Origin of the sequence: Streptococcus parasanguinis (assembly GCF_016648925.1) — a bacterium.
Classification (GTDB): Bacteria; Bacillota; Bacilli; order Lactobacillales; family Streptococcaceae; genus Streptococcus.
On sequence record NZ_JACLQX010000005.1, the window covers coordinates 1 to 15,452 of the forward strand.

A 15,452-nucleotide genomic window follows, 5' to 3' on the forward strand; every position below is an offset into this window, starting at 1 on the left:
ACAGCCCTACTCAACTGTGCGGAGGTGGGACGACGAAATCGAATTCTAACGAATTACCGATTTCTGTCCCACTCTCTGAATGTACATTTACTGATTATGATTCTGAAGTCTGTTCAACTGGTTTGTGAGCAGACTTGATAGAGATTTTCCCATTGCTGGTCATGACGGCTTTGAGTTGTTTTTCACTTGGATGTTCCAGGTAATAATCGGTAATAGCATCTTCGATATGGTCTTGGATGGTACGACGGAGTGGGCGGGCCCCCATTTTTGGATCGTATCCCAGATCGACCAATTTTTCTTTCACCTTCTCTGTCACGTCCAGATGAATCTCATTTTGTGCGAGACGTTGATTGACTTCATCGAGCATGAGGGTAACGATTTGAAGCAGGTTTTCTTTTGATAGAGGTTGGAATTCAATGATGCCATCAAAACGGTTCATGAATTCGGGGCTAAAGAAGTTACCGAGTTCTCCAAGTACAGAGTTGGTGCGTCCTTCTCGAGCTGCTCCAAAACCAACATTGGCCTCAGCTTTGCCAGTTCCAGCATTAGAGGTCATGATGATAATGGTATCTTTAAAGCTGACAGTGCGGCCTTGACCATCTGTCAGACGGCCATCATCCAAGACTTGCAAGAACATGTGCATGACGTCTGGATGGGCTTTTTCAACTTCATCCAGCAAAACGAGAGAGTATGGATTGCGGCGGACCTTTTCAGTTAGTTGTCCAGCTTCATCGTAGCCCACATAGCCCGGAGGAGCTCCGACTAGTTTCGCTACGCTGTGTTTTTCCATGTATTCGCTCATATCAAAGCGGATCATATTGTCTGCAGAACCAAAGAGTTCAATCGCCAATTGTTTAGACAATTCGGTCTTCCCGACACCGGTTGGTCCGACAAAAAGGAAGCTTCCGATTGGACGATTTGGCGATCCTAGGCCGACACGATTGCGTCGAATGGCTTTCGCGATTTTATCTACTGCATCATCTTGACCGATCACATGAGCTTTCAAATCAGAAGCCAGATTGATCAATTGAGACTGTTCTTTTTCTTTCAAATCACCAACAGGAATATTGGTCTTTTGTTCAACTATGTGTTCAATAGTTTTTTCACTGATGACAGGGGTTTCCTGATCGGTGACATGTTGACCTTGCATTTCCTTGTATTTCGCGATTTGGTCGCGGAAGTAGGCTGCTTTTTCAAAGTCTTCTTCGCGTGTCGCTTGAGCTTTGAGGTTTTCCGCTTCAATCAAGCGCTGGTCGATCACTTTTGGATCCACAAAGTTTAGGGTCAGGTTCATCTTAGATCCCGCTTCATCCAACAAATCAATGGCCTTGTCTGGCAGGAAGCGATCTTGGATGTAGCGGTTTGAAAGAATAGCTGCCGCTTCGATGGCCCCGTCTGTATAGTGGACGTGGTGGTAGTCTTCGTATTTTTTCTGGATGCCCTTGAGGATGGTAATGGTTTCTTCAACCGTTGGCTCATCGACCTTAACGGGCTGCATCCGACGTTCCAAGGCTGCATCTTTTTCAATAATACGGTATTCATTGAGGGTAGTAGCACCGACTAATTGGAGTTCTCCACGCGCCAAGGCTGGTTTGAGGATATTTCCAGCGTCCATATTGCCCTCACCAGCTGATCCTGCGCCAACAATTTCATGGATTTCGTCGATGAACAGAATCACATCTTCACGTTGACGAATTTCATCCATTAATTTTTGCATGCGTTCTTCGAATTGACCACGGATGCCTGTGCCCTGAACGAGGCTGACGACGTCTAGGCGGATGACTTCTTTTCCTTGCAATTTATGTGGAACGTCGCCATCGACGATTTTTTGAGCCAGGCCTTCCACTACGGCAGTTTTTCCGACCCCAGGCTCTCCAATCAGAACCGGATTGTTCTTGGTTCGACGGTTGAGGATTTCGATGACACGGATAATCTCCTCGTCACGGCCAATGACAGGGTCAATATCCCCTTTGCGGGCAATTTCTGTGACATTGATGCCGAACTCTTCTAACAGTCCTTTTGGCTTTTGAGGGCGTGCTTGACGAGGGTCTTGACCACCACCACGGTTATTGTTTTGGCCGTAGCCGCCACCTCCATAACTGCCTCCGGATTGAGTTGGAGGGGTTTGAGGTTCTTGCGGACTTTGGAAGTTTCCAAGGTTATTGAAGAAATCTTCAAAAGGATCTCCAGTGAGTTGGCTCCGTTGGGTCATGCCTTTCAAGAAGCTGTTATTAGGGTCTGTTTTCATAATTTTATAGCAATTTTGACAGAGGTCTACTTGCTGCTGACGTCCATTTACATTTGTATATAAATGGATGGTTGATTCATTTATTTTACAATTTTGACAAAGCATATACATACCTCACAGTAGGTTTTTGATGGTTTTCCATCAAGAGACGAGCCTATTTTTGAAAGGTCAAAAATAGTCAAAGATTTATAGTTTCATTATATCAGTATTCTAGAAGTTTGCAAGAATTTGCTACGGAATGTCGCTAAGGAGTGAAGAAGAGAGCAAATCAATGGAAAAATGTGAATTTTTATTGGAAGAGCTTTCTCTTTTATGATAAAATAGGAGAGTAGAAAGTAAAGAGGAGAAATAAAATGGAATCACATTTAGTACGGATTATTAACCGTTTGGAGACGATGACAAAAGACGGTGGAAACTTAAAACGTAATTTTGAACGTGACGGTGTTGTTGTCGCTGAAGTAGCCTACAACCACAATGAAGAAGAAGGTTCAACCTTTACACTTCGTGATGTTGAAGCGCGTGAAACCTATACATTTGATAGCATTGATTTAATTGCAATGGAAATTTATGAATTGCTTTACTAAGCAGCTGTGTGGATGAGTTTGGGGTGGTCTCAAGCTCATTTTTTGTCCATCTGGCTATAGTTTTCGTCTATAAGAAATTCTAATTAGGAACAGTTAGGTTTGAGAGTTGAAATCTGCTATAATAGAGAGGACTATTTTCATTACTTGACTAGAAAGAGAATTGACATGACGACAATCATTGATGGGAAGGCGCTCGCTACAAAATTACAGGGTGAGATTGCGGAGAAAACAGCACGATTAAAAGAAGAGACAGGAGTTGTGCCTGGCCTCGTTGTCATCGTAGTAGGAGATAATCCAGCTAGCAAAATCTATGTAAGAAATAAAGAGCGTTCTGCTATTGCGGCAGGCTTTCGGAGTGAAGTGAGACGACTTCCTGAAAGCATTAGCCAAGCTGAATTATTAGAAGTGATCGAACACTACAATCAAGATCCCCTTTGGCATGGGATTTTGGTGCAGTTGCCACTGCCTAAGCATATCGATGCGGATGCAGTCCTTTTAGCCATTGATCCGACAAAAGATGTGGATGGCTTTCATCCATTGAATATGGGACGCTTGTGGGCTGGAAATCCTCTCATGGTGCCTTCAACTCCCGCTGGGATCATGGAGATGTTCAAAGAGTACGGGATTGATCTAGAAGGGAAGCGAGCAGTCGTGATTGGTCGTTCCAATATCGTTGGAAAACCAATGGCGCAGTTGCTCCTCGCCAAAAATGCGACGGTAACCTTGACCCATTCCCGGACCCATCATCTGCCTAAAATTGCTAGAAGAGCAGATATCTTGGTTGTTGCGATCGGTCGTGCGAAATTTGTAACAGCAGACTTCGTGAAAGAAGGCGCCGTTGTTATTGACGTCGGAATGAATCGCGATGAGAATGGCAAATTGTGTGGGGATGTCGATTTTGACTCCGTTGCACCTTTGGCCAGTCATATTACTCCGGTACCAGGAGGGGTTGGGCCTATGACCGTCACCATGCTGATGGAGCAGACCTATGAAGCAGCTGTTCGTGCCTTAAAAAAATGAAAGTGTGAACAAGATGAAGTTTGTATTTGATTTAGATGGAACCCTGTCATTCGATGGTGTCACAATCGATGATGAAATCAAACAGGTCTTATTGAGAGCAGAAGAATTTGGCCATGAAGTCGCCTTTGCTTCTGCACGTTCTTACCGGGACTGCTTGGGCCTTTTAGGGGACCCATTGAGTCAGCAACTCGTGATAGGCTTAAATGGTGGATTGGCCTATCGCCAGGGGCAATTGGTATATGAGGAACAATTGGACAAGGATGTATATCGGGAAGTCCTTGGCTTTTGCCGCCATTACAATCTACCATTTTTTGTGGACGATACCTTTGATTATAGTGGTCAGATTTTGGAAAAGGTTCCTTTTATTGCGAATGTGGATCCCCTCAAAAAAGCCCAGTATCGTTCATTAGAGGACCTGACGGATCCGATTAAGGTTGTGATCTATATGGGGGGTCATGAGGAATTGGTAGATGAGATCATCGAGCGAATTGAACAGTCCAATAAGGCCCACATTCGTTATCATGCTCATGAAAAATGTATCTATCTCAATCCAGCAAACACTCATAAAGCGACAACAGTCGAAGAACTCTGTGGAGAAAATTTCGTGGTTTTTGGTAATGATCAAAACGATATTGAGCTCTTTGAAAAAGCTATTTATGCAGTTCAAATTGGCGATTTTCCATCCCTTCGGCCTTACGCTGATGATCAATTAGTGGCCAAGCAAAATCATCCACAAGCTGTTGCTGCTAAGATCTTGCAAGTCTTCGCAGAATTTAGAGGAAAATAAAAGAAGGAGGGGGAGTCGTGGCTTCTCCTTTTTCGCTAGAAATGAGGAAGGTATGAAAAGAGTTCAGAAAGAAGAGATCCAGCGTGTTATTGTGAAGCGAGAGGAGAATTCTTATAAGGGCGATTTTGGTCGCCTGCTCTTGATTGGGGGAACTTACCCCTATGGAGGAGCTATTATTATGGCAGCCCTTGCTGCGGTTCATAGTGGTGCGGGGCTGGTTACTGTCGCAACAGATCCTGATAATCTGACAGCCCTTCATAGCCATCTTCCTGAAGCCATGGGCTTTGATCTAGCCGATCACGAACTCCTTTGTGAGCAGCTCCAAACAGCCGGTGTGATTCTCGTAGGACCGGGCTTAAAGGAAGCAAGAGAAAGCCAAGCGATCTTACACATGATTTTTGAGCATGTCTCTAGCCAGCAGGTCTTGATATTAGATGGCGGAGCTATTAGTCTTTTTGCAGCTTCTCAGTTTGACCTGCCAGAGGCTCAGTTGGTCTTTACCCCTCATCAAAAGGAATGGGAAAAACTGTCAGGGCTTGATCTAACAAGCCAGACTGAAGATAGAAGTCGAGAAGCGGTTCAAAGTTTTCCTAAAGGGACTGTCATTGTAGAAAAAGGGCCACACACCCGCATTTGGACAAGTGGGCAAGATGAGGGCTATCAGCTAGATGTTGGTGGTCCCTATCAGGCAACAGGGGGTATGGGAGATACCTTGGCAGGGATGATCGCAGGATTTGCGGGTCAATTTCCACAGGTCAGTCTCTATGAGCGCGTGGTGGTTGCGACCTATCTCCATTCAGCCATTGCAGAAGACTTGAGCAAGGAGGCCTATGTGGTTCTACCGACGACCATCAGCCAAGAAATCCCCAAATGGATGAAGAAGTGGAGTGACAATTCAAACGAAAATGTTGAAAATGAAACGTTTTCATGATAGTATGGATGAAAGGAGGTGAGAAAATGAATGAGCAAAAAAAATCGATTACGATGAAAGATGTTGCAGCAGAAGCTGGGGTTAGTGTTGGGACCGTTTCTCGTGTCATCAATAACGAAAAAGGCATTAAAGAGGTGACATTAAAAAAAGTTCAACAAGCGATTGAAAAACTTTCTTATGTGCCAGATGAATATGCGAGAGGATTAAAAACGAATCGTAGTAATATTATCGCTTTACTTATTCCAACCATTTGGCATCCATTCTTTTCTGAGTTTGCATATCATGTAGAAAAGGAATTGTTGAAAAATCAATGTAAATTATTGATTTGTAATGCAGATAAAGATGCTCAAAACGAGATAGAGTACATAAAATTACTTGAAAAAAATAAGGTAGATGGGATCATTGGGATCACCTATTCAGATATCGATAAGTATATCTCCTCTAATTTACCTTTTGTTAGTATTGACCGTCATTTTTCTGAAAATGTCTATTACGTAACCTCTGAAAATTATCATGGTGGTCAACTGGCTTGCCGAGAGTTAGTCAAACGAGGTTGCCAAAATTTAGCTTACATTAGTGGTGTGAACAAACATTTGAATGAAACAACGGAACGCGGAAGGGGGTTTAAAGATGAAGCTAAACGGCAAAATACAAAAATCTGTAGTCTTGAAATGCCAGAACCGTTAGATCAAGCAGAAAGACAAATTAAGTCTTTTTTCGAAGCTCATCCTCAGATTGATGGGATTTTTACAGTAAATGATTTTATGGCTCTACGTGTTATAAAAGTTTTGACGGAGATGGGAAAAACTCCTCTAGAGGACTATCAAATTATTGGTTTTGATGGCTTAAGACCTGCTTTTGATCAACCGTACTTACTTTCGACCATTGTTCAAGAAATAGCTCAGATGGCCCAAGCGGCAGTAGATTTATTACTCAAATTGATTCGACAAGAAAAAATAGAAAAGAATGTGATTAGTTTGCCCGTACATTTCTTTGAAGGGAACACTACAAAAAAATTATAAAAAGTGCTTGACAAATTATGAAAGCGCTGTTATAATTTAGCTATAAAATGAAACGTTTCAAAAAACTCAACTATTTTAGCTTGAGTTAAAAATATAACCAAAAAATGAAACGTTTCAAAAAGGAGGACGCTATGCGTAAAGGTATTAAGTTATCTGTAGTTGCAGCACTATCATTAGGATTGCTTGCAGGATGTGGTGGGGGATCAAAATCCAAAACTGCAAGTTCTTCAAATGAGATTAAAGTCTGGGTTCAGTTCTCAGATGAAACAGCTGAGGGAAAAGCTTGGCAACAAGTTGTTGATAATTTCAACAAATCAAAGAAAACGAAATATAAGGTTGTGACAGAATTTATTCCACGTAGCGGTAGTGGTGGTGGATATGAAGATAAGGTTAACGCCGCTGTTACGACAAATAGTTTACCAGATGTCATTACACTAGATGGTCCTAATACTGCAGCCTATGCAAAATCAAAAGTGATTGCTCCTTTGGATGATTATCTAAAAGACGATAATATGGATGATGTACTGGACAGTATTAAACAACAGGGAACTTATGATGGTAAATTTTATGCATTTGGTTATTCAGAATCCAATGTAGGTGTTTACTATAATAAGAAAATGTTTAAGGAAGCAGGGATTGATGAAGCTAGTTTGCCAACCCTAGAAAAACCATGGACATGGTCTGAGTTTAATGCCATTGCTAAGAAATTAAAAGATCATTTTAACAAACCAGCAATTGATTTCCGTTTGAATTCAAACGATGAGATGTTGCCATATGCTTACATGCCTCTTATTTGGTCAAATGGTGGATCTGTTGTGAATTCTAAAGGAACAAAAGCGGAAGGCTACTTCAATAGCAAAGAAAGTGTTGAAGCTGTTCAATTTATTCAAGATCTTGTGAAGGATGGATATACGACAGTTAGTCCTGTTGAAAAAGGTTTTGAAACCGGTGAATATCCTATGGTTCTGAGCGGTTCTTGGACGATTGCAGACCTACAAACAAATTACAAAGATATTGATTTTGGTATTCTTCCTTATCCAGTTTCAGATAAAACGAAGAAATTGGTATCACCTTCAGGTAGTTGGCAATTAGCCGTTACAACAAAATCTGATAAAAAAGAAGCAGCCGCTGAATTTGTTAAGTTTGCTACAAATACTGAATCTAGTGAAATTCTAAGCTTAGGTAACAGTGTTCTTCCAATCAGAAAATCAACAATTAAAAATATTAAGGACAAAGTATCTGAGCCAATGCGTTTCTTGATGGAACAAAATGCTAAAACAGCTCATGCTCGTCCAGTTGTAGTAGCTTATCCACAAGTTTCACGCGCTTTCCAACAAGCAATGCAAGATATCAGCTATTATAAAGATAATCCAGATGTACAAAAAGTATTAGATGCTCGTGCGAAAGAAATGCAAACAGCAATCGACCAATCTTTAAATAAATAGTTGACATTCAAAAAGGTGGAAGGTAAGTTATGGAATGTACCTTCCACCTTATTTTATTTAATAGTTTCATCTTAGGAGACGAACAATGAGCGAAAAAAATAAAGTCGAAACAAAAAAGAAAGAACGCCTTAAAGAAAATATTATGGGCTATAGCTTTTTAGCTCCAGCTTTAATATTGCTTTTCATCTTTTTAGTGATACCTGTTGGTATGGTGATCTATTATGCCTTTACAGATTATTACCTATTAACGCCTGAGGATAGAAAATTTGTAGGATTACAAAATTTCATGCGCTTAGCACAAGATCCAATCTTTATAAAAAGCTTCTTGAATACCTTGAAATTTGTAGTTTGGATTATTCCAGTGCAACTTGGTGCGGCTCTCGGGATGGCCTTAATTGTTAATAAGAAACGTAAAGGAAATATGTTCTTTAAGGTAGCATTTTTTGCTCCTGTTGTGATGTCTCTTGTCGTTATCTCTATCCTCTGGTTATACTTGTTAAATCCAAATAATGGTTTGCTCAATGCTCTACTGAATAAAATTGGTATTTCTTCACAACCATTCTTGACAAGTCCAAAACAAGCCATGTATGCCATTGTATTTGTTTCTGCATGGCAAGGTGCAGGTTATCAAATGTTGTTATTCCTTGGAGGAATGCAAAATATTCCACAAGATATTTATGAGGCGGCAGAGTTGGATGGATTTTCAAAATGGGCTCAATTTAGATATATCACGATGCCTTTATTGAAACCAACTGCCTTGTTTGTACTCTTGACGACATTGATTTCAGCATTTAAATTGATTGTGCAACCAATGGTCATGACTCAAGGTGGTCCATTGAACTCAACAATCACTATGGTATATTACATTTATCAACAAGGTTTCACTGACCGTCTTGTTGGTTACTCAAGTTCGATTGCCTTAGTATTTACAACATTGATTGGTATGATTAGTCTTGTACAACGGCGAGTTTTGAAGGAGGATGATTAGGATGAAACGTTTAAAACCGACTACTATTTTAGAATATGTTTTATTAATTCTATTAGCAGGCCTCTTTCTATTTCCTATGATCTGGATGGTGGTTTCAGCAATGAAGCCAGAAGCAGATGTGTATAAGAATTTAACAAGTTGGAAAGCTTTCTTACCTAGTTTTAATCCAGCTGATTGGTTTAAACCTTACCAAGAAGTTCTTGCCCGTTTTAGTATTCTAACATATCTAGGGAACAGTATTTTTTATGCAGGAACATTTGCACTTGGGTCTATTATAGTAAACGCCTTAGCGGGATTTGCATTTGCAAAAATTAATTTTACAGGTAAAAAAATTCTGTTTGGCTTTTTATTGGCCTTGTTAATCATTCCGATGGAAACAGTGTTGATTCCTCAATTTACAATTATTAATTCACTTGGCTTAGTCAATAATCGTTTAGCGGTTATTATCCCTGGATTAGCTAGTGTCTTTAATATTTATCTTTTCCGAAACTTCTTTATTGCCATTCCAGAAGAAATTATCGAATCTGCAAAAATAGATGGCGCAAGTATCTTACGGATCTTTTTCAAGATTATGTTGCCGATGTCGAAACCGGCAGTCGCAACAGTAGGTGTTCTTTCCTTTATTTCTAGTTGGAATGATTATATCTGGCCGTTGATGGTTTTAACCGATTCGTCAAAATTTTCAATGCAGGTGGCGATTACAACCATTAATACAACTCAACCAGTTTATATCAATCAAGTAATGGCTGTTTTGACAATTTCTACAATTCCACTTATTCTAGTATATATCGTAGCACAAAAATATATTATTCAAGGTCTAGGTGGATCTGGTACAGGTATTAAGTAGGTGATCAGTATGAAGGAAAGCATTCGGAAAGCAAATCAGTATATCGATGAAAACAGGGAGAAGGTCAACCAGCAATATAGAGGAGCATTTCATTTGCTACCTCCAATCGGTTGGATGAACGATCCAAATGGCTTTGTTTATTTCCGTGGGGAATATCATTTGTTTTACCAATTCTATCCCTATGATAGTGTTTGGGGGCCCATGCATTGGGGGCATGCCAAATCAAAAGATCTTCTCCATTGGGAAGAACTGCCAGTAGCATTAGCGCCAAGTGAAAGCTATGATAAGGATGGTTGTTTCTCGGGTAGTGCTATTGTGAAAGATGACAAGCTCTATTTGCTGTATACTGGTCATGTAGACGATGAGGAAAAGCGGGAAGAGACTCAGTGTCTTGCGGTGTCAACAGATGGCATTACCTTTGAAAAGTTGCCTACTAATCCAGTGATCCATGCTCAACATATTGAGGGGATCGCAGATATTGCAGATTTTCGTGATCCTAAAGTATTTGAATATCAAGGAAACTATTATGCTGTCGTTGCTTCTAAGACACCAGATGACAGAGGTCAAATTCTCCTATTTGCATCAAGTAATCTAGTAGATTGGGACTTTACATCAGTCCTTCTAGAAGGTGAAAAAGGGCAAGGGATTATGTGGGAGTGTCCTGATTTCTTCCCTTTAGATGGCAAATGGGTCTTGATCCTGTCTCCCATTGAAATGGAAAGGCAGCAAGAAAAATACTGGAATTTAAATTCGACGGTTGCCTTTATCGGTGACATGAATTGGGAAACGGGGCACTTTCGTGTCGATTCCTATGATGAAATCGATGGTGGTTTGGATTTCTATGCCCCTCAAACTTGTCAAGGACCAAATGGCGAACGATTCATGGTTGCCTGGATGCAAATGTGGCACCGGTCTATCCCCAGTCATGATTTAGCTCATGGGTGGGCAGGTAGTATGACTCTTCCAAGAAAATTGTCCTTGAAAGACGGACGATTGGTTCAGGAGTTACCTGAGTCAGTGAAAGAACACTTTCTTGTAGAGCATGCGTCAGAAACCGTTGTTAAGGGCAATCAGATCACGATCCCAGCGAGAGGGAAACAAACCTTGTTTGAACTAAATGCCAAACCGGGTCGCTCCTTTATCCTTGGATATGGTGATGAAACTGATCCTGATAGTGTCTTGCAATTGGTTTACGACGCCTCTCAAAAACGCTTTAGCTTAAGTCGAGACCAATTTGGACACCTCATTTCTGGAAAAGAAAATCCAGCATTTCAATCGAGATGGATTCAGTTGGATCCTGAAAAAGAACTTCATTTTTCAATTCTCCGAGATACCAACTCAATTGAAGTATTCGTGGATGGTAAAACTCTCTCGATGACCTTTTATGAAACGACTGAGAATCCTGTCTATACCATCACGGCAGATGAATGGGTCGAATTGGTCGTAAAAACCTATCAAAAATAGAAAATCAATAGCCTCCTAAAGAATAAAAAGACAAGTCTTGTGACTTGTCTTTTTATTCTTTAAGAGAGGACAGAAGCGAGGAGTCCTCCGAGAATGAGGATGATAGCCCCGCTCAGTCGGTTGGCCATTTGGGCGAAGGCGATCATTTCCATGCGATCGGATGCGGAGAGAACAGCGATATTTCCGGTTCCTCCCATCGAGTTATTGATCATACCAGATCCGATAGCAGTCTCGACTGGATACAATCCAACCAGTTTTCCGATCACAGCAGAAGCAAGCCCCATAGCTAGAACAGAAGTCAAGCTTAGGAGAATGAATTGCCAGGTCATCGCCTTAGCGAGAGTTGAAAGATCAATCAAGGAAAGTCCGATCCCAGCTAAGACTGCATGGGTAAGGTTGGTCATAATGACTTGGTTGAACATGAGCACACAGTTTTCCAAAGGTTTTGGGACAGCATTGAAAGCTTTCAGAATAAAGACGATGATAATCATGAAGGCATAACTGTGGATTTTTGGAACAAAGGCATTGCAGATGACCCCGAGAAGAAAAATACTAAAGGCAAACATCATTCCAACTCCGATTTGGATCGGATCAAGGGTGAGTTTTTCTTTCTTCAATTCATCTTTATTGACGGGAATCAAGACACCGTGACCATTGTAAGGACTATCTGCAAAGACTTTGACGATCAAAACAGCACCAATGATGGCAAGGATATTACCAAGTGTGGTAGCGGGTGCCAATTGAGAGAAGATAGCTGCTTGGCTTCCGTGGAGATTGGCAGCATAGATCTTTGAAAGAGGCAGGATTCCAGCTCCCATTCCTCCGACCATTTGTGGGAAGGAAACATAGAGAATCGAATGTCCAAATCCTTGTCCCAAAAGGCTTCCAACGATCCCAACAGAGAGAGCCCCAATGACCATGGTGACCAAGGAAACAGGAATAAAGCGAGCGGAAGCTTTCACTAGGAGATTGCGATTCATCCCTAGAATAGCCCCACAAATCAAGGCTGCGATATAAAAATCTAGAAAGCCAAAGGAATCTCCCAAAAAGCCCTTGGTAGCTGTGATAATGTTTGCTGGAATAACATGGAAGGTCGCTAGAAGAGTAGCTCCTAGTAAGGTGAAGACGGATCCCCCACCTAGGTAAGAATTCATAATTGGAAGTTTCTCACCGATAAAGTAGAGAAGATGCCCCATGACGACCAAAAGGAGGGTTAGTCCAAGCATATTGAGTGGGAGTTTCCCCATAGCAATCGTCACCGCAAGAACGATGACGATGAATGCATATAGAGGAAGACTGACACCGGAAATTTTGATTTCATTCAATTTTTTCATGGTTGTTCAGTCAGCTCCTTATTAGTATTTAGGATACCATTTAAGGTCACGTACAGCTTTGGCCATATCTGTTTCTTTAGCTTGTGCAAGCCCTTGTTCTTGAGCTTTCTTGGCAACAGCTTCTGCTACCTTGATAGACACGTCTGCTACATATTGGAATGGTGGAAGGACTGGCGCACCTGGTTGACCTGGATTGACGATGCCTGACAATGAGTGAGCAGCTGCCCCGATCATTTCGTCTGTCAACAATTTGGCTTCAGAGGCCAACATACCAAGACCAAGACCTGGGTAGATCAAAGCGTTATTGGCTTGACCGATTTCGTAGTCCACACCTTTGTAGCTAATGGTTCCTGAAGGGACACCGGTAGCGACAAAGGCTTTACCGTCTGACCATTCGATGACTTGTTGGGCTGTTGCTTCCAATTTCTTGGTTGGGTTAGAAATTGGGAAGATAACTGGGCGTTCAGTGTTTTCACACATGGCTTCAACCACTTCTTTAGTGAAGGCACCTGGGTTTGTAGAAGTTCCTACCAAGATCGTTGGTTTCACTGTTTTGATCACTTCAAGAAGATTGGTCATATCGCCTTTACCTTCGAAGTCAGAACGTTTTTTAGCAAATGGTTTTTGAGCTGGCGTCAAATCTTCCATATCGTCAAACAAAAGACCTTGTTTATCGATCATGAAGAAACGTTTGTAAGCTTCTTCTGGAGAAAGCCCTTCAGCAACCATTTCAGCGTGAACACGGTCTGCGATACCAGCACCAGCAGAACCACCACCATAGCAAAGGTAAACTTGGTCTGTCAATTTTTCACCAGTGATATCCATCGCTCCAAAGATACCACCCAAGACAACGATCCCAGTTCCTTGAATATCATCGTTGAAAGTTGGGATTTCTTTCTTGTAACGGTTCAAGATATCAGCCGCATTTGAACGACCGAAGTCTTCCCAGTGAAGGTACAATTTAGGGAAAAGTTTTCCAGCTGTTTGAACGAATTGATCGATAAAGGCATCGTATTTTTCACCACGAACACGTTCATGACGGTTCCCCAGATACATTGGATTGTTCAACAATTCTTCACGGTTGGTACCAGCATCGATGACAAGAGGCATAACGCAAGCTGGATCAATGCCTGCAGCAGCCGTGTAGACCATCAATTTCCCGACAGAGATGTCAACCCCTTGGACACCCCAGTCACCAATACCAAGGATTCCTTCTGCGTCAGTTGCAACGATCAAGCGGATATCGCGATCGCCAGCCGCATTTTTCAATGTTTCTTCGATATTTTCTGGGTGGTTAATATCAAGGTAAGCTGCGTATTGTGGGTCTACAAAGAGTTCAGAATATTGTTCAATGGTGTCTGCGATCACTGGATCATAGACGATTGGGTTGAACTCAACGATGTGTTGGTTAAAGAGGTAGTAGAAAAGAGTACGGTTTGTATTGAAAATTTCCATCAAGAAAAGACGTTTTTCAAGGTCTGATGGTTTGCGCAAGAAATGTTGGTAAGCTTGTTCAGCTTGTTCTTCGATGGTTTGAACATATGGAGGAAGAAGACCAATCAGGCCAAGTTCTTTACGTTCTTCCATTGTGAAAGCAGTTCCTTTATTTAAGAAAGGATTGTTTAAAATTTCATGTGATTTCATTGCGAAATACTCCTCATAAATAATTTATCTGTAAGATTTTTTCTCACGCAAGCCATTATAGTCTTCGGTAATTCTTATAGTCAACTTCCCTTGTCCTTATAAAAAAATTTTATAAGTAAGAGTTTTGTGTTAGAATGAAGGAAATGGAAATTGTAGAAATAGAGGGATAGAGATGAATATCCGAGACTTGGAATATTTTTATCAACTGTCGAAGCTAAAGTCTTATACAGACGTGGCGCATTATTTTCAAGTGAGTCAACCGACTGTAACCTATGCCATCAAGCGTTTAGAGGACCACTATGCTTGTCAGTTGGTGGAAAAATCGTCTTCTAATCGTGTCTTGCACCTAACTCAGCCGGGGAAGGTTTTAGCCAATCACGCGCGAGAAGTTTTAATCGAAATCGAAAAGACAGAAAAAGCTGTTGAACGAAGTAAAAAGAATCTGTTGCGCATTGGACTACCTCCTTTGATCACTAGCGATATCATGAAAAAATTTGGGACGCATGATGAAGAGCTTGAGATTTTTCGTCAATCGCAATTGGTGCAATTAGGTTCCAGGGATTTGATGCGTTTGTTGGTGCGTGGAGATTTAGATTTTAGTCTGTTGGGAAGCTTAGAGCCCATTTCACGCGCGCATTTGACCAGTCAGCTCTTGTATAAAAAAGAATTTTTTGTGATTGTTTCAAAGGATCATCCACTAGCAGATCGCAAGGAAATTTCTTTTAAAGAGGTGTTAGAGGAGACCTTCATTCTGTTAGATGAGCATCATGTCCACATGACGGCTTTTAAACGCTTGAATGCTCGCTTTGATGATTTAGCCCAGTCTACTGTTGTCTTGACCGATTCCAACTTGGTCTTGAGTTTCATCGAAGAAAATTTGGGAATTGGTCTCATGACCGATCTGACTCTCTTTCCAGAATATCCAAATCTTGTCAAAATTCCGCTGGTTGAAGAGGAAAAAACAGTCTTCTATATTAGTTATGCCTATCCAAATGAAGGGGAACCCCAAGCGCTTCTTAGCTCCTTTATTGAACGGTTAGAGAAGTGTGAAAAATAAGGAAGCTGGTGTTAAACAGACAAATAGAAAGTTTCTTGAATAAAATGAGACTTGTAGAGAAAGGAAATTCATGATTTCGCT

13 protein-coding genes are annotated in these 15,452 nt (G+C 41.2%); 10 read left to right on the plus strand and 3 right to left on the minus strand.

Annotated features, from left to right (window positions below):
* Window positions 1-94: 94 nt before the first annotated feature.
* Entirely contained in the window at window positions 95-2,353 is a 2,259-nt protein-coding gene (locus H7T97_RS02715; RefSeq protein WP_201089292.1) for an ATP-dependent Clp protease ATP-binding subunit, read from the minus strand.
* A gap of 248 nt (window positions 2,354-2,601) precedes the next feature.
* Between H7T97_RS02715 and H7T97_RS02720 the strand changes: the two genes are divergently transcribed.
* The 9 genes from H7T97_RS02720 to H7T97_RS02760 all read left to right on the plus strand — a co-directional run bounded on the left by H7T97_RS02720 (window position 2,602) and on the right by H7T97_RS02760 (window position 11,336).
* Entirely contained in the window at window positions 2,602-2,832 is a 231-nt protein-coding gene (locus tag H7T97_RS02720) for a DUF1797 family protein (protein ID WP_003005989.1), read from the plus strand.
* 165 nt (window positions 2,833-2,997) lie between these two features.
* On the plus strand, window positions 2,998-3,852 hold the full coding sequence (locus H7T97_RS02725) for a bifunctional methylenetetrahydrofolate dehydrogenase/methenyltetrahydrofolate cyclohydrolase (protein ID WP_201088198.1): 855 nt from the start codon (window positions 2,998-3,000) through the stop codon (window positions 3,850-3,852).
* A gap of 13 nt (window positions 3,853-3,865) precedes the next feature.
* Window positions 3,866-4,639 (plus strand): HAD-IIB family hydrolase, encoded by a 774-nt coding sequence (locus H7T97_RS02730; protein WP_201089294.1) that lies wholly within the window; start codon window positions 3,866-3,868, stop codon window positions 4,637-4,639.
* Between the two features lie 52 nt (window positions 4,640-4,691).
* Window positions 4,692-5,570, plus strand: a complete 879-nt coding sequence (locus tag H7T97_RS02735; protein ID WP_049486565.1) for an NAD(P)H-hydrate dehydratase — start codon at window positions 4,692-4,694, stop codon at window positions 5,568-5,570.
* Window positions 5,571-5,596: 26 nt separating this feature from the next.
* On the plus strand, window positions 5,597-6,592 hold the full coding sequence (locus H7T97_RS02740; protein WP_049486564.1) for a LacI family DNA-binding transcriptional regulator: 996 nt from the start codon (window positions 5,597-5,599) through the stop codon (window positions 6,590-6,592).
* A gap of 131 nt (window positions 6,593-6,723) precedes the next feature.
* Window positions 6,724-8,037 (plus strand): ABC transporter substrate-binding protein, encoded by a 1,314-nt coding sequence (locus tag H7T97_RS02745; RefSeq protein ID WP_041826251.1) that lies wholly within the window; start codon window positions 6,724-6,726, stop codon window positions 8,035-8,037.
* An 85-nt stretch (window positions 8,038-8,122) separates the two neighbouring features.
* Complete coding sequence (locus H7T97_RS02750; protein WP_014712989.1) at window positions 8,123-9,025, plus strand: carbohydrate ABC transporter permease; 903 nt, start codon at window positions 8,123-8,125, stop codon at window positions 9,023-9,025.
* A gap of 1 nt (window position 9,026) precedes the next feature.
* Window positions 9,027-9,872 carry a carbohydrate ABC transporter permease gene (locus tag H7T97_RS02755; protein ID WP_161800641.1) on the plus strand — a complete coding sequence of 282 codons (846 nt, stop codon included), beginning with the start codon at window positions 9,027-9,029 and terminating at the stop codon, window positions 9,870-9,872.
* A gap of 9 nt (window positions 9,873-9,881) precedes the next feature.
* Window positions 9,882-11,336 carry a glycoside hydrolase family 32 protein gene (locus H7T97_RS02760; RefSeq protein ID WP_201089296.1) on the plus strand — a complete coding sequence of 485 codons (1,455 nt, stop codon included), beginning with the start codon at window positions 9,882-9,884 and terminating at the stop codon, window positions 11,334-11,336.
* Between the two features lie 59 nt (window positions 11,337-11,395).
* Here the strand turns inward: H7T97_RS02760 and H7T97_RS02765 are convergent, their stop codons facing one another.
* On the minus strand, window positions 11,396-12,670 hold the full coding sequence (locus tag H7T97_RS02765) for a 2-hydroxycarboxylate transporter family protein (RefSeq protein WP_201089298.1): 1,275 nt from the start codon (window positions 12,668-12,670) through the stop codon (window positions 11,396-11,398).
* A gap of 21 nt (window positions 12,671-12,691) precedes the next feature.
* Window positions 12,692-14,314 carry a malolactic enzyme gene (locus tag H7T97_RS02770; protein ID WP_003017582.1) on the minus strand — a complete coding sequence of 541 codons (1,623 nt, stop codon included), beginning with the start codon at window positions 14,312-14,314 and terminating at the stop codon, window positions 12,692-12,694.
* 172 nt (window positions 14,315-14,486) lie between these two features.
* Between H7T97_RS02770 and H7T97_RS02775 the strand changes: the two genes are divergently transcribed.
* A complete protein-coding gene (locus H7T97_RS02775; RefSeq protein ID WP_201089300.1) occupies window positions 14,487-15,371 on the plus strand; it encodes a LysR family transcriptional regulator in 885 nt (294 codons plus the stop codon).
* Window positions 15,372-15,452 lie beyond the last annotated feature (81 nt).

What these genes read in the sequence shown, in the direction of transcription:
- H7T97_RS02770 (WP_003017582.1), bottom strand. Translation starts at nt 14,314, where the DNA reads ATGAAATCACATGAAATTTTAAACAATCCTTTCTTAAATAAAGGAACT.
- H7T97_RS02755 (WP_161800641.1), top strand. Translation starts at nt 9,027, where the DNA reads ATGAAACGTTTAAAACCGACTACTATTTTAGAATATGTTTTATTAATT.
- H7T97_RS02765 (WP_201089298.1), bottom strand. Translation starts at nt 12,670, where the DNA reads ATGAAAAAATTGAATGAAATCAAAATTTCCGGTGTCAGTCTTCCTCTA.
- H7T97_RS02740 (WP_049486564.1), top strand. Translation starts at nt 5,597, where the DNA reads ATGAATGAGCAAAAAAAATCGATTACGATGAAAGATGTTGCAGCAGAA.
- H7T97_RS02760 (WP_201089296.1), top strand. Translation starts at nt 9,882, where the DNA reads ATGAAGGAAAGCATTCGGAAAGCAAATCAGTATATCGATGAAAACAGG.
- H7T97_RS02715 (WP_201089292.1), bottom strand. Translation starts at nt 2,353, where the DNA reads ATGCTTTGTCAAAATTGTAAAATAAATGAATCAACCATCCATTTATAT.
- H7T97_RS02720 (WP_003005989.1), top strand. Translation starts at nt 2,602, where the DNA reads ATGGAATCACATTTAGTACGGATTATTAACCGTTTGGAGACGATGACA.
- H7T97_RS02730 (WP_201089294.1), top strand. Translation starts at nt 3,866, where the DNA reads ATGAAGTTTGTATTTGATTTAGATGGAACCCTGTCATTCGATGGTGTC.
- H7T97_RS02775 (WP_201089300.1), top strand. Translation starts at nt 14,487, where the DNA reads ATGAATATCCGAGACTTGGAATATTTTTATCAACTGTCGAAGCTAAAG.
- H7T97_RS02745 (WP_041826251.1), top strand. Translation starts at nt 6,724, where the DNA reads ATGCGTAAAGGTATTAAGTTATCTGTAGTTGCAGCACTATCATTAGGA.
- H7T97_RS02750 (WP_014712989.1), top strand. Translation starts at nt 8,123, where the DNA reads ATGAGCGAAAAAAATAAAGTCGAAACAAAAAAGAAAGAACGCCTTAAA.
- H7T97_RS02735 (WP_049486565.1), top strand. Translation starts at nt 4,692, where the DNA reads ATGAAAAGAGTTCAGAAAGAAGAGATCCAGCGTGTTATTGTGAAGCGA.
- H7T97_RS02725 (WP_201088198.1), top strand. Translation starts at nt 2,998, where the DNA reads ATGACGACAATCATTGATGGGAAGGCGCTCGCTACAAAATTACAGGGT.